At 43.9% G+C, this 15876-nt stretch carries 13 protein-coding genes, 12 tRNA genes and 3 rRNA genes; 1 reads left to right on the top strand and 27 read right to left on the bottom strand.

The window, feature by feature from the left end:
* Positions 1 to 79 precede the first annotated feature (79 nt).
* The 16 genes from MKX82_RS01765 to MKX82_RS01690 form a co-directional block, all read right to left on the bottom strand.
* Positions 80 to 153 (bottom strand) — tRNA-Met (locus MKX82_RS01765).
* Between the two features lie 17 nt (positions 154 to 170).
* A 5S ribosomal RNA gene (rrf, locus tag MKX82_RS01760) occupies positions 171 to 287 on the bottom strand.
* A 191-nt stretch (positions 288 to 478) separates the two neighbouring features.
* Positions 479 to 3414: ribosomal RNA gene (locus tag MKX82_RS01755) — 23S ribosomal RNA — on the bottom strand.
* Between the two features lie 418 nt (positions 3415 to 3832).
* Positions 3833 to 5381 (bottom strand): 16S ribosomal RNA (locus MKX82_RS01750).
* Together the 16S, 23S and 5S rRNA genes with 12 tRNA genes alongside form the textbook arrangement of a ribosomal RNA operon.
* Before the next feature lie 132 nt (positions 5382 to 5513).
* A tRNA-Gly gene (locus MKX82_RS01745) sits at positions 5514 to 5587 on the bottom strand.
* A 34-nt stretch (positions 5588 to 5621) separates the two neighbouring features.
* Positions 5622 to 5698, bottom strand: a tRNA-Pro gene (locus MKX82_RS01740).
* Positions 5699 to 5704: 6 nt separating this feature from the next.
* Positions 5705 to 5781, bottom strand: a tRNA-Arg gene (locus MKX82_RS01735).
* 66 nt (positions 5782 to 5847) lie between these two features.
* Positions 5848 to 5931, bottom strand: a tRNA-Leu gene (locus MKX82_RS01730).
* A 54-nt stretch (positions 5932 to 5985) separates the two neighbouring features.
* Positions 5986 to 6070: transfer RNA gene (locus tag MKX82_RS01725), tRNA-Leu, on the bottom strand.
* Positions 6071 to 6087: 17 nt separating this feature from the next.
* Positions 6088 to 6163 (bottom strand) — tRNA-Lys (locus MKX82_RS01720).
* 7 nt (positions 6164 to 6170) lie between these two features.
* Positions 6171 to 6245, bottom strand: a tRNA-Gln gene (locus MKX82_RS01715).
* Positions 6246 to 6255: 10 nt separating this feature from the next.
* Positions 6256 to 6331: transfer RNA gene (locus MKX82_RS01710), tRNA-Asp, on the bottom strand.
* Positions 6332 to 6369: 38 nt separating this feature from the next.
* A tRNA-Glu gene (locus MKX82_RS01705) sits at positions 6370 to 6441 on the bottom strand.
* Between the two features lie 12 nt (positions 6442 to 6453).
* Positions 6454 to 6544 (bottom strand) — tRNA-Ser (locus MKX82_RS01700).
* Between the two features lie 11 nt (positions 6545 to 6555).
* A tRNA-Asn gene (locus MKX82_RS01695) sits at positions 6556 to 6630 on the bottom strand.
* Between the two features lie 182 nt (positions 6631 to 6812).
* A complete protein-coding gene (locus tag MKX82_RS01690) occupies positions 6813 to 7283 on the bottom strand; it encodes a SprT family protein (protein WP_233316931.1) in 471 nt (156 codons plus the stop codon).
* Between the two features lie 159 nt (positions 7284 to 7442).
* Between MKX82_RS01690 and cmpA the strand changes: the two genes are divergently transcribed.
* Positions 7443 to 7556 (top strand): cortex morphogenetic protein CmpA, encoded by a 114-nt coding sequence (cmpA, locus tag MKX82_RS01685; RefSeq protein WP_233316930.1) that lies wholly within the window; start codon positions 7443 to 7445, stop codon positions 7554 to 7556.
* A gap of 53 nt (positions 7557 to 7609) precedes the next feature.
* Here the strand turns inward: cmpA and MKX82_RS01680 are convergent, their stop codons facing one another.
* The 11 genes from MKX82_RS01680 to MKX82_RS01630 form a co-directional block, all read right to left on the bottom strand.
* The gene (locus tag MKX82_RS01680; RefSeq protein ID WP_233316929.1) at positions 7610 to 9784 is read right to left on the bottom strand and encodes a Tex family protein; all 2175 of its coding nucleotides are present in this window, start codon (positions 9782 to 9784) and stop codon (positions 7610 to 7612) included.
* 140 nt (positions 9785 to 9924) lie between these two features.
* The gene (locus tag MKX82_RS01675) at positions 9925 to 10521 is read right to left on the bottom strand and encodes a PP2C family serine/threonine-protein phosphatase (protein ID WP_233316928.1); all 597 of its coding nucleotides are present in this window, start codon (positions 10519 to 10521) and stop codon (positions 9925 to 9927) included.
* The gene (gene sigB, locus MKX82_RS01670; protein ID WP_233316927.1) at positions 10518 to 11315 is read right to left on the bottom strand and encodes an RNA polymerase sigma factor SigB; all 798 of its coding nucleotides are present in this window, start codon (positions 11313 to 11315) and stop codon (positions 10518 to 10520) included. Before sigB ends, MKX82_RS01675 begins: the two co-directional genes overlap by 4 nt.
* A complete protein-coding gene (gene rsbW / locus MKX82_RS01665) occupies positions 11293 to 11766 on the bottom strand; it encodes an anti-sigma B factor RsbW (RefSeq protein WP_233316926.1) in 474 nt (157 codons plus the stop codon). Before rsbW ends, sigB begins: the two co-directional genes overlap by 23 nt.
* Complete coding sequence (locus MKX82_RS01660) at positions 11763 to 12095, bottom strand: anti-sigma factor antagonist (protein WP_233316925.1); 333 nt, start codon at positions 12093 to 12095, stop codon at positions 11763 to 11765. The genes rsbW and MKX82_RS01660 overlap by 4 nt, the downstream gene beginning before the upstream one ends.
* Before the next feature lie 57 nt (positions 12096 to 12152).
* Positions 12153 to 13163 carry a PP2C family protein-serine/threonine phosphatase gene (locus MKX82_RS01655; protein ID WP_233316924.1) on the bottom strand — a complete coding sequence of 337 codons (1011 nt, stop codon included), beginning with the start codon at positions 13161 to 13163 and terminating at the stop codon, positions 12153 to 12155.
* An 11-nt stretch (positions 13164 to 13174) separates the two neighbouring features.
* Positions 13175 to 13576 carry an anti-sigma regulatory factor gene (locus tag MKX82_RS01650; RefSeq protein ID WP_233316923.1) on the bottom strand — a complete coding sequence of 134 codons (402 nt, stop codon included), beginning with the start codon at positions 13574 to 13576 and terminating at the stop codon, positions 13175 to 13177.
* 3 nt (positions 13577 to 13579) lie between these two features.
* On the bottom strand, positions 13580 to 13936 hold the full coding sequence (locus MKX82_RS01645) for an STAS domain-containing protein (RefSeq protein WP_127740846.1): 357 nt from the start codon (positions 13934 to 13936) through the stop codon (positions 13580 to 13582).
* Position 13937: 1 nt separating this feature from the next.
* Positions 13938 to 14759 (bottom strand): STAS domain-containing protein, encoded by an 822-nt coding sequence (locus tag MKX82_RS01640; RefSeq protein WP_233316922.1) that lies wholly within the window; start codon positions 14757 to 14759, stop codon positions 13938 to 13940.
* A 272-nt stretch (positions 14760 to 15031) separates the two neighbouring features.
* The gene (ndoA, locus tag MKX82_RS01635; RefSeq protein WP_019156408.1) at positions 15032 to 15382 is read right to left on the bottom strand and encodes a type II toxin-antitoxin system endoribonuclease NdoA; all 351 of its coding nucleotides are present in this window, start codon (positions 15380 to 15382) and stop codon (positions 15032 to 15034) included.
* Positions 15383 to 15386: 4 nt separating this feature from the next.
* Positions 15387 to 15668, bottom strand: a complete 282-nt coding sequence (locus tag MKX82_RS01630; protein WP_127740842.1) for a CopG family ribbon-helix-helix protein — start codon at positions 15666 to 15668, stop codon at positions 15387 to 15389.
* Between the last annotated feature and the right edge of the window lie 208 nt (positions 15669 to 15876).

Below are 15876 nucleotides of genomic sequence, written 5' to 3'. Positions count from 1 at the left end.
AACTTTCCTAATAAATACAGCATGTTTCTTTTTCTAAAAAAAAATCCTTAGGTTAGACCCTAAGGATTTTCTGCTTTGATTGCGGGGACAGGATTTGAACCTGCGACCTTCGGGTTATGAGCCCGACGAGCTACCAGACTGCTCCACCCCGCGACGGTAATATTAAATATGCCTGGCGACGTCCTACTCTCACAGGGGGAGAGCCCCCAACTACCATCGGCGCTGAGAAGCTTAACTTCCGTGTTCGGTATGGGAACGGGTGTGACCTTCTCGCTATCGCCACCAGACTATTTGTATTTTGAGAGTTATTCCCTCAAAACTAGATTATGTTGTAAGAAGAAAGAATGAGTAATCATTCATGTCCAGCTGCAGAAGCCAAATCGTACGGCTGTTTCACTCACTCGTGCACAGTCTTGCGACTGCTTCTCGCGCGCTCCAACATCCTATCGATTTAAGCGGGCTCCTTCCGCTTTTCGTTTTAGTTAAGTCCTCGATCTATTAGTATTTGTCAGCTCCACGTGTCACCACGCTTCCACCTCAAACCTATCAACCTGATCATCTTTCAGGGATCTTACTAGCTTACGCTATGGGAAATCTCATCTTGAGGGGGGCTTCATGCTTAGATGCTTTCAGCACTTATCCCTTCCGCACATAGCTACCCAGCTATGCCTTTGGCAAGACAACTGGTACACCAGCGGTGCGTCCATCCCGGTCCTCTCGTACTAAGGACAGCTCCTCTCAAATTTCCTACGCCCACGACGGATAGGGACCGAACTGTCTCACGACGTTCTGAACCCAGCTCGCGTACCGCTTTAATGGGCGAACAGCCCAACCCTTGGGACCGACTACAGCCCCAGGATGCGATGAGCCGACATCGAGGTGCCAAACCTCCCCGTCGATGTGGACTCTTGGGGGAGATAAGCCTGTTATCCCCGGGGTAGCTTTTATCCGTTGAGCGATGGCCCTTCCATGCGGAACCACCGGATCACTAAGCCCGACTTTCGTCCCTGCTCGACTTGTAGGTCTCGCAGTCAAGCTCCCTTGTGCCTTTACACTCTACGAATGATTTCCAACCATTCTGAGGGAACCTTTGGGCGCCTCCGTTACTTTTTAGGAGGCGACCGCCCCAGTCAAACTGCCCACCTGACACTGTCTCCCACCCCGATAAGGGGTGCGGGTTAGAATGTCAATACAGCCAGGGTAGTATCCCACCAATGCCTCCACCGAAGCTGGCGCTCCGGCTTCCAAGGCTCCTACCTATCCTGTACAAGCTGTACCAAAATTCAATATCAGGCTACAGTAAAGCTCCACGGGGTCTTTCCGTCCTGTCGCGGGTAACCTGCATCTTCACAGGTACTATAATTTCACCGAGTCTCTCGTTGAGACAGTGCCCAGATCGTTACACCTTTCGTGCGGGTCGGAACTTACCCGACAAGGAATTTCGCTACCTTAGGACCGTTATAGTTACGGCCGCCGTTTACTGGGGCTTCAATTCAGAGCTTCGCGCGAACGCTAACCCCTCCTCTTAACCTTCCAGCACCGGGCAGGTGTCAGCCCCTATACTTCGCCTTACGGCTTCGCAGAGACCTGTGTTTTTGCTAAACAGTCGCCTGGGCCTATTCACTGCGGCTCTCTCGGGCTTGCACCCAAAAGAGCACCCCTTCTCCCGAAGTTACGGGGTCATTTTGCCGAGTTCCTTAACGAGAGTTCTCTCGCTCACCTTAGGATTCTCTCCTCGCCTACCTGTGTCGGTTTGCGGTACGGGCACCTTGAATCTCGCTAGAGGCTTTTCTTGGCAGTGTGGAATCAGGAACTTCGGTACTATATTTCCCTCGCCGTCACAGCTCCGCCTTCACGGTAATGGGATTTGCCTCATTACCAGCCTAACTGCTTGGACGTGCTAATCCAACAGCACGCTTACCCTATCCTCCTGCGTCCCCCCATCGCTCAAACGATTCATAAGGTGGTACAGGAATATCAACCTGTTGTCCATCGCCTACGCTCTTCAGCCTCGGCTTAGGTCCCGACTAACCCTGAGTGGACGAGCCTTCCTCAGGAAACCTTAGGCATTCGGTGGATGAGATTCTCACTCATCTTTCGCTACTCATACCGGCATTCTCACTTCTAAGCGCTCCACCAGTCCTTACGGTCTAGCTTCAACGCCCTTAGAACGCTCTCCTACCACTGACATCACTAGATGTCAATCCACAGCTTCGGTGATACGTTTAGCCCCGGTACATTTTCGGCGCAGAGTCACTCGACCAGTGAGCTATTACGCACTCTTTAAATGGTGGCTGCTTCTAAGCCAACATCCTGGTTGTCTAAGCAACTCCACATCCTTTTCCACTTAACGTATACTTTGGGACCTTAGCTGGTGGTCTGGGCTGTTTCCCTCTTGACTACGGATCTTATCACTCGCAGTCTGACTCCCAAGGATAAGTATTTGGCATTCGGAGTTTGTCTGAATTCGGTAACCCGATGGGGGCCCCTAGTCCAAACAGTGCTCTACCTCCAATACTCTTACCTTGAGGCTAGCCCTAAAGCTATTTCGGAGAGAACCAGCTATCTCCAAGTTCGATTGGAATTTCTCCGCTACCCACACCTCATCCCCGCACTTTTCAACGTGCGTGGGTTCGGGCCTCCATCCAGTGTTACCTGGACTTCACCCTGGACATGGGTAGATCACCTGGTTTCGGGTCTACGACCACATACTATTACGCCCTATTCAGACTCGCTTTCGCTGCGGCTCCGTCTCTTCAACTTAACCTCGCATGTAATCGTAACTCGCCGGTTCATTCTACAAAAGGCACGCTATCACCCATTAATGGGCTCTAACTACTTGTAGGCACACGGTTTCAGGATCTATTTCACTCCCCTTCCGGGGTGCTTTTCACCTTTCCCTCACGGTACTGGTTCACTATCGGTCACTAGGGAGTATTTAGCCTTGGGAGATGGTCCTCCCTGCTTCCGACGGGATTTCACGTGTCCCGCCGTACTCAGGATCCACTCAGGAGGGAACGAAGTTTCGACTACAGGGTTTTTACCTTCTATGACTGGCCTTTCCAGACCTATTCATCTACCCCGTTCCTTTGTAACTCCATGTAGAGTGTCCTACAACCCCAAGAGGCAAGCCTCTTGGTTTGGGCTAATCCCGTTTCGCTCGCCGCTACTCAGGGAATCGCGTTTGCTTTCTCTTCCTCCGGGTACTTAGATGTTTCAGTTCCCCGGGTCTGCCTTCTGTTACTCTATGTATTCAAGTAACGATACTATCCCATTACGGATAGTGGGTTCCCCCATTCGGAAATCTCCGGATCAAAGCTTACTTACAGCTCCCCGAAGCATATCGGTGTTAGTACCGTCCTTCATCGGCTCCTAGTGCCAAGGCATCCACCGTGCGCCCTTTCTAACTTAACTTATTCGGCTAAAGATAAACTTCGCATCTCTTCGTCAGCTCCCTCACTCCGCTCCTCACGTACTGTCGTACGCTCCGGTGCTCGTTTAGTCGCTTCCTCGACCTGCTCGTTTCTCTTTACCCTAAAATTCTACTAATAATAGAGAATCTAAGATGGCGATTACTCGGTTTCTTTCTTGGTTCTTACTATTCATAATCTAGTTTTCAAGGAACAAATTCGGCTAATGATTAACTTCGCATCTCTGCGTCAACTTCTTCTCTGTGCTCCTCACGTACTGTCGTACGCTGCGGTGCTCGATCAGTCGTTTCCTTGATCTGCTCGCTACTCATTACCCTGATGTTTTGAGGAATTGCTCCCTCAAAACTGAACAACAAAATCATCAACAATCTGTGAATGGAACGAATTCCATTTTTCCTTAGAAAGGAGGTGATCCAGCCGCACCTTCCGATACGGCTACCTTGTTACGACTTCACCCCAATCATCTATCCCACCTTAGGCGGCTGGCTCCTAAAAGGTTACCCCACCGACTTCGGGTGTTACAAACTCTCGTGGTGTGACGGGCGGTGTGTACAAGGCCCGGGAACGTATTCACCGCGGCATGCTGATCCGCGATTACTAGCGATTCCAGCTTCATGTAGGCGAGTTGCAGCCTACAATCCGAACTGAGAATGGTTTTATGGGATTGGCTCGACCTCGCGGTTTTGCTGCCCTTTGTACCATCCATTGTAGCACGTGTGTAGCCCAGGTCATAAGGGGCATGATGATTTGACGTCATCCCCACCTTCCTCCGGTTTGTCACCGGCAGTCACCTTAGAGTGCCCAACTAAATGCTGGCAACTAAGATCAAGGGTTGCGCTCGTTGCGGGACTTAACCCAACATCTCACGACACGAGCTGACGACAACCATGCACCACCTGTCATCCTGTCCCCCGAAGGGGAACGTCCTATCTCTAGGATTGTCAGGAGATGTCAAGACCTGGTAAGGTTCTTCGCGTTGCTTCGAATTAAACCACATGCTCCACCGCTTGTGCGGGCCCCCGTCAATTCCTTTGAGTTTCAGCCTTGCGGCCGTACTCCCCAGGCGGAGTGCTTAATGCGTTTGCTGCAGCACTAAAGGGCGGAAACCCTCTAACACTTAGCACTCATCGTTTACGGCGTGGACTACCAGGGTATCTAATCCTGTTTGCTCCCCACGCTTTCGCGCCTCAGCGTCAGTTACAGACCAAAGAGTCGCCTTCGCCACTGGTGTTCCTCCACATCTCTACGCATTTCACCGCTACACGTGGAATTCCACTCTTCTCTTCTGCACTCAAGTCCCCCAGTTTCCAATGACCCTCCACGGTTGAGCCGTGGGCTTTCACATCAGACTTAAAGGACCGCCTGCGCGCGCTTTACGCCCAATAATTCCGGACAACGCTTGCCACCTACGTATTACCGCGGCTGCTGGCACGTAGTTAGCCGTGGCTTTCTGGTTAGGTACCGTCAAGGTACGAGCAGTTACTCTCGTACTTGTTCTTCCCTAACAACAGAGTTTTACGATCCGAAAACCTTCATCACTCACGCGGCGTTGCTCCGTCAGACTTTCGTCCATTGCGGAAGATTCCCTACTGCTGCCTCCCGTAGGAGTCTGGGCCGTGTCTCAGTCCCAGTGTGGCCGATCACCCTCTCAGGTCGGCTACGCATCGTCGCCTTGGTGAGCCGTTACCTCACCAACTAGCTAATGCGCCGCGGGCCCATCTGTAAGTGACAGCGTAAACCGTCTTTCAGCTTTTCTACATGAGTAGAAAAGGATTATCCGGTATTAGCTCCGGTTTCCCGAAGTTATCCCAGTCTTACAGGCAGGTTGCCCACGTGTTACTCACCCGTCCGCCGCTAACTTAAAAAGCAAGCTTTTTAAGTCCGCTCGACTTGCATGTATTAGGCACGCCGCCAGCGTTCGTCCTGAGCCAGGATCAAACTCTCCGATAAAGAGTAAGATTAGCTCATTTGCTAAACTCTAGCTTTTTGTTACTTTGTTTTCATCTTTATAACGCAAGTTATAAAAACGATTATTGTTGACGTTTTGTTTGTTCAGTTTTCAAAGAGCAATTTTAAATAAATTGGAGCGGGTGATGAGAATCGAACTCACGACATCAGCTTGGAAGGCTGAGGTTTTACCATTAAACTACACCCGCATTTAAATTATAATTTCTTAAATCAACTTGATAATGGTCGGGAAGACAGGATTCGAACCTGCGACCCCTTGGTCCCAAACCAAGTGCTCTACCAAGCTGAGCTACTTCCCGCTAATATGGCGCGCCCGAAAGGAGTCGAACCCATAACCTTCTGATCCGTAGTCAGACGCTCTATCCAATTGAGCTACGGGCGCATATCCACGAAAGCGACTTTACTATCATATAATGTTTATATCTGGTTGTCAAGTGTCTTTTAAAGATGCGGCCGAGAGGACTTGAACCTCCACGGGGTTAACCCCCACTAGGCCCTCAACCTAGCGCGTCTGCCATTCCGCCACGACCGCACTATATTAGATAACCTTCATCATACTACAATAAACGATTTCGTTTAAAATTCATGGTGCGGGTGAAGGGAGTCGAACCCCCACGCCTTGCGGCGCTAGATCCTAAGTCTAGTGCGTCTGCCAATTCCGCCACACCCGCGAATCTACAATAATAAATGGTGAGCCATGCAGGATTCGAACCTGCGACCCTCTGATTAAAAGTCAGATGCTCTACCAACTGAGCTAATGGCTCTTAAAAATGGCTGGGCTAGCTGGATTCGAACCAACGAGTGACGGAGTCAAAGTCCGTTGCCTTACCGCTTGGCTATAGCCCACCAACAAAAATGGCGGTCCCGACGGGAATCGAACCCGCGATCTCCTGCGTGACAGGCAGGCATGTTAACCGCTACACCACGGGACCATTTCGCTTTTTGCATAATGTTTATTAAATTAATAAAGTGACCCATACGGGATTCGAACCCGTGTTACCGCCGTGAAAGGGCGGTGTCTTAACCGCTTGACCAATGGGCCATTAAAAAATAATGGCGGAGAAGGAGGGATTTGAACCCTCGCGCCGCTATCGCGACCTACACCCTTAGCAGGGGCGCCTCTTCAGCCTCTTGAGTACTTCCCCGAAAAAAATAATGGCTCCGCAGGTAGGATTCGAACCTACGACCGCTCGGTTAACAGCCGAGTGCTCTACCACTGAGCTACTGCGGAATAATGTTTATTCTATAAAGCTTGTCATCTAGAGAACTTCGTTAGTTCGTCGCTCTCTCTTGTCGACTCTTTACATTATAGGCAGGTATATATTAAAAGTCAAGCGTATTTCTAAAACTTTTTTTAAAACGAATCTGAACATGCCTTCACTGCATATAAATGCCTTATAAACACTGTAATTTCTAGCTGTTTCTTATCTCCTCAAGACTCAATTTCCCTCTGCATTTCCCGCAAACATACTTTTTCATATCTACTTTTTTTCGGCGAAAATAAATTTGATTACATGATTGGCATCTGTATATGAGTGTTCGCTTTGGTTTGTTTTGCGTTTTTTCCTGCGGCAAGGAAGAACAAAAACGGGGCCCCCCCACTTTTCGCAGCAAGTTTTTAAAATCAGCATCCTTATGCTGATAGCCTTTTTTATTTATATGAAGATGGTAATGACACAGCTCATGTTTAATAATTCCGATTAGTTCCTCCATCCCCAATTCATCTAAGTACTTTCTATTGATCTCAATATTGTGGCTGTTCAGTAAATATCTGCCTCCAGTTGTCCTGAGTCTCGGGTTAAAGGATGCTTTATGCATAAACGGTATTTTAAAATGAGTGTTTGACAATTCTTCCACTAACAATTGCAGCTCCTGATCAGTCAATAGTGTCCCCTCCTCAACAAGACAAATATTATAGCATATGATGATTTAAGCATCAGCAATTCGTAACTACTAGGATTTATATTTCCTTTACTAAGCTGGGTTTAGCAGCAACTGCGCTTCATCTATTTTTTCAGCACATTACAAAGGGGGTATAAGCTTATGCCTACATGGCTGCAAAATCAAATTAAAAAGGCGTTTTATGAAAAAAACACCTACCAAGTCAGGTTGCTTAACCAATGCTGGTATTATTATAGAAGAAAAAATTGCTCATGAAAATAAAAAACCAAAGGACTAAGCATGTCCTTTGGTTTTTTCAGCATTGGAAATTATGCTTTTGGCGGCAGCATAGTCAAAGCGACTCTTCCTTTATTATGATCAATACCGTCGACCCATACTGTGACCACATCGCCTACACTCACTATATCCAATGGGTGCTTAACAAACTTATTGCTGAGTTTTGAGATATGAACCAAACCGTCCTGCTTAACGCCGATATCAACAAAGGCACCAAAGTCAACAACATTCCGGACAGTCCCTTGAAGCTCCATGCCTGCTTGTAAATCTTCAAGCTTCAAAACATCCGTTCTAAGGAGCGGTGCTGCAAGTTCATCCCTTGGGTCACGACTTGGACGCATTAAAGCATCGACAATATCACCTAAAGTCAACTCACCGATTCCAAGCTCAGCTGAAACCGCCTTTATATTAAGACCGCTTAATGCTTCCTTCAATTCATCTGTCCCAATTTGTTTAGAATCAAAACCGATTTTTTTCAACAGGGCCTTCACTTCATCATAATGCTCCGGATGTATTCCTGTTCTGTCTAACGGTTCATCACCGTCTAATATGCGCAAAAAGCCGATTGCCTGTTCATATGTTTTCGCACCGAGCCTCGGAATCTTCTTTAGCTGCTTTCTGTTTGTAAACTTTCCTTCTTCTTCTCTCTTTTTAACAACATTATTAGCTACCGCTTTAGAAAGACCAGCAACATATTGCAAAAGAGAAGAAGATGCCGTATTTACATTAACCCCAACTTTATTTACGCTCGTTTCAACGACAAATCCAAGAGATTCGGACAGTTTTTTCTGAGACACATCATGCTGATATTGTCCGACGCCGACTGACTTCGGATCAATTTTCACTAGTTCTGCCAAAGGATCTTGAAGCCTTCTTGCAATGGATACTGCACTTCTTTCCTCTACTTGAAAGTTCGGGAACTCCTCCCTGGCAATTTCTGAAGCTGAGTATACACTCGCCCCTGCCTCATTGACAATCAGATAGAATATTTCCTTGTCTTGCTTCTTAATCTGCTCGGCAACAAATTGTTCTGTTTCCCTGGAGGCTGTTCCATTCCCTACAGCAACCATTTCAATTTTATATTTTGTTAACAGCTCTTGAAACTTAGCAGCTGCTTCTTTCGCTTTCGAGACCGGGGGATGAGGATAGATAACTCCTATTTCTAACACCTTACCCGTTTCATCTACGACTGCTAATTTACAGCCTGTCCTGTAAGCTGGATCGACTCCTAACACCATTTTCCCTTTTAGAGGCGGCTGTAGCAGCAGATTCCGAAGATTTTCCGAGAAGATATGAATTGCTTGCTCCTCGGCTTTTTCTGTCAGCTCTCCTCGAAGTTCCCTCTCAATAGAAGGCTGTATAAGTCTCTTATAGCTGTCTTCAATTGCAGCTTTAATCGTGTCATGAGACGGGGAACCTTCTCTTTTCATCCATTTTTTTTCGAGATAGCTGACAATTGTATCAACAGGCGCCTTAATGGATACTTTCAATATGTCTTCTTTCTCGCCTCGATTTAACGCCAATGTACGATGAGGTACAATTTTGTTTAAAGGCTCCTCATATTCATAGTACATTTCATAAACATTTTTTTCATCTTTATCAGCATCTTTAGCACTTGATGCGATAAGTCCTCCTTGAAATGTTTTATTTCGTATCCATTTCCTGCTGTCAGCATCATCTGATACTACCTCTGCAATAATATCCCTTGCACCTGCGATGGCATCTTCAGCTGTCAGCACTTCTTTTTCTTCTGAAATATATTTAACTGCCTCTTGTTCTATAGGAGAGCTACCGTTATATTCAAGCAGCCATTGAGCAAGTGGCTCTAACCCTTTTTCCTTTGCAATTGTAGCTTTAGTTCGTCTTTTAAGCTTATAAGGACGATATAAGTCCTCTACTTCTTGCAGCTTAACAGATGCTGAAATACTCTTTCGCAATTCTTCTGTAAGCTTTCCTTGTTCATCTATCAACCGTATAACTTCTTCTTTCCTCTGCTCCAGGTTCTGAATATAATGATATCGGTCCATAATATCCTTTATCTGCACTTCGTCTAAAGCACCGGTTTGCTCCTTGCGGTAACGGGCGATGAAGGGCACTGTATTCCCCTCTTCTAAAAGCGCAAGAACACTAGATACTTGTTTTTTCGTGATTGATTGCTCCTTCGCAATCATATTTTGATAATCCTCTTTAATTAAAACTTTCTCCATACGAACTACCACTGTCCTTCCTTATATGTATCATAAAGAGTTGCTTCCTTCATATTACTATATATTGAATGAAATTATCTAACCCTATCATCCCAAAATAAGGTATATCAAACTTTAAAAGACAAAAAAAAAAGCTTACATTAAAGCAAGCTTCCTAAAATAAAGGTAGAATCATCATCTGAATTATTATATTTTTTGGCGATTGTATCGGCAATATTACGCAATGGGTGATAGCCCTTCAGTAAATCCTTCACTCCTTGAATATTATAGCCGTCTGAATGGACAAGGAACTTCGAATTAGCTTCATATGAAAAAATTTGAGTATGATAAACTTGTGGTCTTCCTGACAGATAACCTGTTACAGGAAGCGGGTAGGTGAGTTTTCCGCCGGAAGTGTACAAGAAAAACCGGATATTTCCGACACAGCTGTACTTAATGCTTTTCGATTCATAATCCACTTTGAAAACACTAACAGCGGCACCTCTTTTCTTAAGAAGAGCCTTGTTTGCCAACTCCATCAATTCTTCCACGTCTGCAGTGTGATTACCTTCAATTACGTCTGCTACCGCTTGGGATGATTCATTGGCAAACTCTCCACTCCCCAGGCCATCTGCAAGCACACAGATAAAGTATTCTTCTGTCGATAGAAAAAAATAGCTGTCACCACATAATGTTTTACCTTGCTTGTTCGTCTGATGTGCTAAAACTTGAATGTTGGAGTCAGCTATAGCAGTCATAGAATAAACTCCGAATTGCTGGATTCAGCATGAATCGCTTCCTGGAGTTTTTTAATCGCCCTTCTTTGCAGTCTGGAGACATGCATTTGGGAAATTCCGAGCTTGTCACCAGCTTCCTTCTGGCTCATATTATCCAGGTATGTATATTGAATGATACTCTTTTCCCTCTCACTCAATACATGCAGCACTTTTTCAAGCACAAGCTTTTGATTGACACGCTCAAAGCCTTTATCTACATCCCCTACAATATCAAGCAAGGTTACTGTACCGCCCTCAGAGTCTGCCTCGATGGAATGGTCAACAGATAAAGCTTGGTAGCTTTTACCCATCTCCATTGCCTCAAGCACTTCCTCTTCAGAGACTTCTAGATAGTCAGCAATTTCATCAACTTTTGGTGATCTTTGTAATTCAGTTGTTAAATGCTCTACTGTTTTCTTTATTTTCGGACCAATCTCTTTTATTCTTCTAGGAACATGGACACTCCACGTCTTGTCTCGTAAGAATCTTTTTATCTCACCTATAATAGTCGGCACAGCAAATGCTTCAAAGCTTTTCCCAAAACTTTCGTCATATCTGCGAATAGCTCCGAGCAGCCCGATTATGCCTACCTGGCTGATATCCTCATGAAACATTTTTCCTTTAGAGTACTTTCTTGCCAGCACTTCTACTAAATCCCGATAATTCATCACAAGTATATTCTGGGCTTCCTCATCTTGATTTAGCTGGAATTTTTTTATAAGCTCATTTACTTCTTCTTTTGTTAATTGGCGCTTAGGTTGAGATTGTCTCGGCATCACTCTCCACCTGCTCTCCCTCAAGGTATTTCGTCATCAAGACCGTAACACCTTCATTGTGATGAATTTTAACTTCATCCATTAGTGTTTCAATCAGATAGAGTCCAAGGCCTCCTTCTCGAAGGAACTCAATAGATTCATCCTGATCGTATGGTCCGATATCTTTTGTTGTGCTGTCAAAATCAAAGCTTTTTCCATTATCAGCAACAATAACCTCTAGACGGTCATTATAAAGTCGAAACCCAATCAGCACTTCCCCTGACTCTTTATTTTTATAAGCATGCTGAACAGCATTTGTACATGCTTCACTTGTGGCAATTTTCAAGTCCTCAATCTCATCGTAATTAAATCCCATTCTGCTCGCAATTCCGGAAAGGGTTAACCGAATGATACCTACATACTCTGGTTTTGAAGGGATTTTCATTTCAATGTATTCAAAATGCTGGCTCATTTAATCCCACCTTCAATCTTACTGTTAATGTCGATAATATCTGCTAAACCTGTTATTTCAAACAGCCTGATTAGGCGTTCAGATAAGCCGATAAGCTTAAATTCTCCATCGTTTGAACGTACATTTTTAAAGACGCCAACAAATACTCCAAGACCTGTGCTGTCCATATAATTTACATCTGATAAGTCTATAGTCATCCTTACACCCTCTTTTTCAGAGAAGGAATAAATTGTTTCTTTTAATTTCGGTGCTGTATATGCGTCAATTTCACCAGCCACCTTAATATCAACATCTAACTCTTTTTCGTTTACATCTATCACAATATTCATGTACGACCCACCTTTAACATTCTAATGTCTTAGATAAATACCCGATGCGCAGGAAGTTTAAACTTCTCTTTTAAAAATAATTAAAGTGAAATCATCTCTTAGTTGAAAATCCTGTATTTTCACTAGCTCTTCATAGACATTGTTAACTATTTCCTGTGCTTTCAAGTGAATATGTTTTTTTATGTAACCGATTAAAGTTTCCTTTTCGATAAAACCTTCTTCTGTCCTGCACTCAGTCACGCCGTCTGACATCAGGATAATCATATCGCCAATATTCACTTCTTTTTCAAACTGTTTATATTTAGCTTGTTTATCTACACCTAAAAGGAGCCCTTTTGCCTCCAAGTCGCTGAACTCACCGGTTTTTGCTTCAAAGAAAAATCCTGGTTCATGACCGGCAGAAGCATAATGAAAAATATGTGTTTGCATTTCATAAGCGCCATAGAACATTGTTATAAACATGCTTGGATCAACATTTTGTTCAACTACTCGGTTCAAGTTTTCCAGAACCTTACTTGGAAAGTTGCGGTTTTCCGGCAGACTGTCCATCGCATACTTAATCATGGACATACAAAGAGCGGCAGGTATCCCTTTGCCGATAACATCAGCTATGGCAATATTGATAAACTTATCTTCATCCTGTACAAAATGGTGATAATCACCATTCATCATTTTAGCAGGAACACTTATTGCACCAATATCAATACTTTCCACATCAGGAATCTCTGTACGCAGCAAGGTTTGCTGAACATTAGAAGCAATCTCCATCTCGCTTCTAATCTCCTGCTGCACATGGCGGAGGCTCTGATGCTCTCTGTACGCAAGACCGTAACCCATCATAACCTCGAGCAATATATCAAAAGACCTTGTTACATGCTCCGGTAAATCTGGATATAAATCCATCATTAAGTATTTATGTAGGCTTATGATATCCTCTGGTGATATTTTATGTTCAATCGATTTCCTGCTGAACTTCTGCCCTTGATAGAGGGCTTGCTCAGATTCGTCTTTGATGTAACTGACAAGAAGATCTCGATACTTAGAATCCATCATTTCACGGAAATCCATGTTCCCCCTCCTTATCTGAGCCACTTGATTGCTTGGATATCTGTACCCTTTCCTACTGCTGTTTCTATCTGGAACTCATCCATCAGCCTTTTCACTCCCGGAAGGCCAGCTCCTAATCCGCCTGAGGTCGAAAATCCGTCCTGCATGACCTGGCGTAAATCTTTAATACCTGGACCGCTGTCAACAGCACTTAATTTCAAGCCAACTTTGCCGTTCTCGGAAAGCTTGCTGATGCATATTTGGCCTTGGCCAGCATATAAGTATATATTTCTAGCTAGCTCACTAATAGCCGTAGTTATTCTCGCTTGATCTACGGTACCGAACCCTAGCTCTTTTGCTACATTTCTTCCTAATTGACGAGCAGCTACAATGTCCCACTCGTTGACAATCTTTACGCAGGATTGGTCTCCCATAGGTCAATCCCCCAATTCCTGTTGTAATTTCTCCAAACCTTTTTCTAGATCTAGGGCGGTCAACACATCATTCAAGCTGATCCCAAGTTCTACTAACGTAATTGCAACAGCAGGTTGAATGCCTGTCAACACAACCTTGGCACCCATCAATTTGGACATGCCAATAACGTCGCCCAGCACCTTCGCTATAAATGAATCGATAAAATCAATAGAAGTTAAATCGATTACGACACCATTTGCACTTGTTTCATGGATTTTATTCAGCAAATCCTCCTGAAACTGGAGGGCTGTCTGGTCATCCAACTCCCACTGGATAGAAACAAGCAAACAATCATGCAGCTTTAATATTGGTATTCTCACTTTATTCACCAATTTCAACCAACTTTCTGTTTGTATATTCTAAAGCTTTTTCCATGCCTTTTTTTAATGTATTTTTCGTTTCAAACTGATCTAATTTAATTCCAAGATTAACAATGGTTTGTGCAATCTCCGGCCTAATTCCGACAATCATGCTTTTTGCTCCTACCAGCCGAACGGCTTGAACGGCTTGAATGATATGGTGGGCAACCATCGTATCAACAACAGGAACACCTGTTATATCAATCAGCACAACTTCTGATCGGTGCTTAACTACACCCTGGAGCAGATTTTCCATTATATGCTTTGCACGCTGTGTATCTATTGTACCAACAAGCGGCATTATTGTAATTCCATCAAAAACTGGAATTAAAGGAGCTGACAGTTCCTGCAGCGCAATCTTTTGCAAGGAGAAAGTCCTTTCCCATGTTTCGGAGTATACTTCTACAATCCTTTGGCACAGTGGATGAACCCAAGCATTTAAGAGGCTGACTTGCTCATAGGCCTTATTATGACTCGACTCAGATTTCTCCAGATGTTCCAACACTACCTGCTCAAGCACCTGTATTCCTTGCACCAAGAACCGGAGAGGCCAATTATAGCTGACAGCCTTTTCTATAAAAGCAGGCAGCTTATCATTAAACACTTTATTACCTAATGAATCCACAAGGAGCAGGTTAATAAATTCCTCGCCCATCATGTAATAATCATGATCAGAGGTGATCCTGATAGTCAGTTTATCCCTATTTTCTTCCATCTTGTTGAGCCAGTCAGAATGGATTTCTTTATGATTAGATTTCAAAAAATCTATTATTTCTTTTTTCAAGGTTCAACCTCCATTTTAACATATTCGGATGATAGTAATGGGGTTTTTTACAGGTCTATCATCATCAAATTTCATAACTAGCAGATGAAATTATTAGTATACAATATCTTTACGAACCATTAATATGCTTCGAATATGAACAAAGTCTATTTGACTTTTCTATTTTCCCTTTATCGTCTGCCTCAAAACCTGTTTTCAAGAAAAATATATAAAATTTATGTGCATGAATGCAAAAAAAATACGCTCTTTAAAAAAGAGCGCAATAATCCCTATCAAAATTCAATGAGACCCAAGCTTATTTGCAGAGCTTCATCTACTTTTTCCATCATTTCATCATCAAGATGGGTAATTTTGTCCGTTAACCTCTGTTTATCTATCGTGCGAATTTGTTCCAAAAGAATTACTGAATCTCTCTCAAAACCATAGCGCTTCGCGTCAATTTCCACATGAGTCGGCAATTTAGCCTTCTGAATTTGAGCCGTAATTGCTGCAATAATGACTGTGGGACTGAACCGATTCCCGATGTCGTTTTGAATGACAAGTACAGGACGGACACCGCCTTGCTCTGAGCCAACAACTGGGGATAGGTCTGCAAAATAAACGTCACCACGTTTGACAATCAAAGGATTATCCTCCGCTAACTAGACGTTCTACTGTATGCTCTGCCTCATATTCTGCTAGAAAGCTTTCCGATGCAATGGATAAATTTAATTTTGCCATTTCCATGTAGCCTCTTCTCATTGATTCCCGGATATGTCTCTTTTTCCGTTCACGAAGGTACATTTTCGTTGCTTGATAAATAAATTCACTACGATTCACATTTTCTTGCTTTACGAAGCCGTCCAATTCAGATAATAAATGCTTTGGTAATTTTATCATGATCTCTGTCGTTGCGCTGGATTCAGACACAAACATACACCTCCACCATCACTACACACCATATTTAGCTCTTTTTTTTAATCATACCACTAATAACCCAATCTGCAAAGTCCATTCAGCAATTCTAATGTATTATCCGCCAAAAATTATAGGTTTTATGCATCATTCCCAATAAATTTTGTACATTTTTTTATATTCACACACTGCCTCAAGTATTTAGGCAGCAACCCTTATTAAT

This window comes from Niallia sp. FSL R7-0271 (assembly GCF_038005785.1).
Classification (GTDB): domain Bacteria; phylum Bacillota; class Bacilli; order Bacillales; family Cytobacillaceae; genus Niallia.
This window is presented reverse-complemented; position numbering and strand designations above follow the sequence as displayed.

Excerpts from the sequence above, each read along its gene's own strand:
- cmpA (WP_233316930.1), top strand. The coding sequence starts at position 7,443 with ATGCCTACATGGCTGCAAAATCAAATTAAAAAGGCGTTTTATGAAAAA.
- MKX82_RS01680 (WP_233316929.1), bottom strand. The coding sequence starts at position 9,784 with ATGGAGAAAGTTTTAATTAAAGAGGATTATCAAAATATGATTGCGAAG.
- MKX82_RS01675 (WP_233316928.1), bottom strand. The coding sequence starts at position 10,521 with ATGACTGCTATAGCTGACTCCAACATTCAAGTTTTAGCACATCAGACG.
- sigB (WP_233316927.1), bottom strand. The coding sequence starts at position 11,315 with ATGCCGAGACAATCTCAACCTAAGCGCCAATTAACAAAAGAAGAAGTA.
- rsbW (WP_233316926.1), bottom strand. The coding sequence starts at position 11,766 with ATGAGCCAGCATTTTGAATACATTGAAATGAAAATCCCTTCAAAACCA.
- MKX82_RS01660 (WP_233316925.1), bottom strand. The coding sequence starts at position 12,095 with ATGAATATTGTGATAGATGTAAACGAAAAAGAGTTAGATGTTGATATT.
- MKX82_RS01655 (WP_233316924.1), bottom strand. The coding sequence starts at position 13,163 with ATGGATTTCCGTGAAATGATGGATTCTAAGTATCGAGATCTTCTTGTC.
- MKX82_RS01650 (WP_233316923.1), bottom strand. The coding sequence starts at position 13,576 with ATGGGAGACCAATCCTGCGTAAAGATTGTCAACGAGTGGGACATTGTA.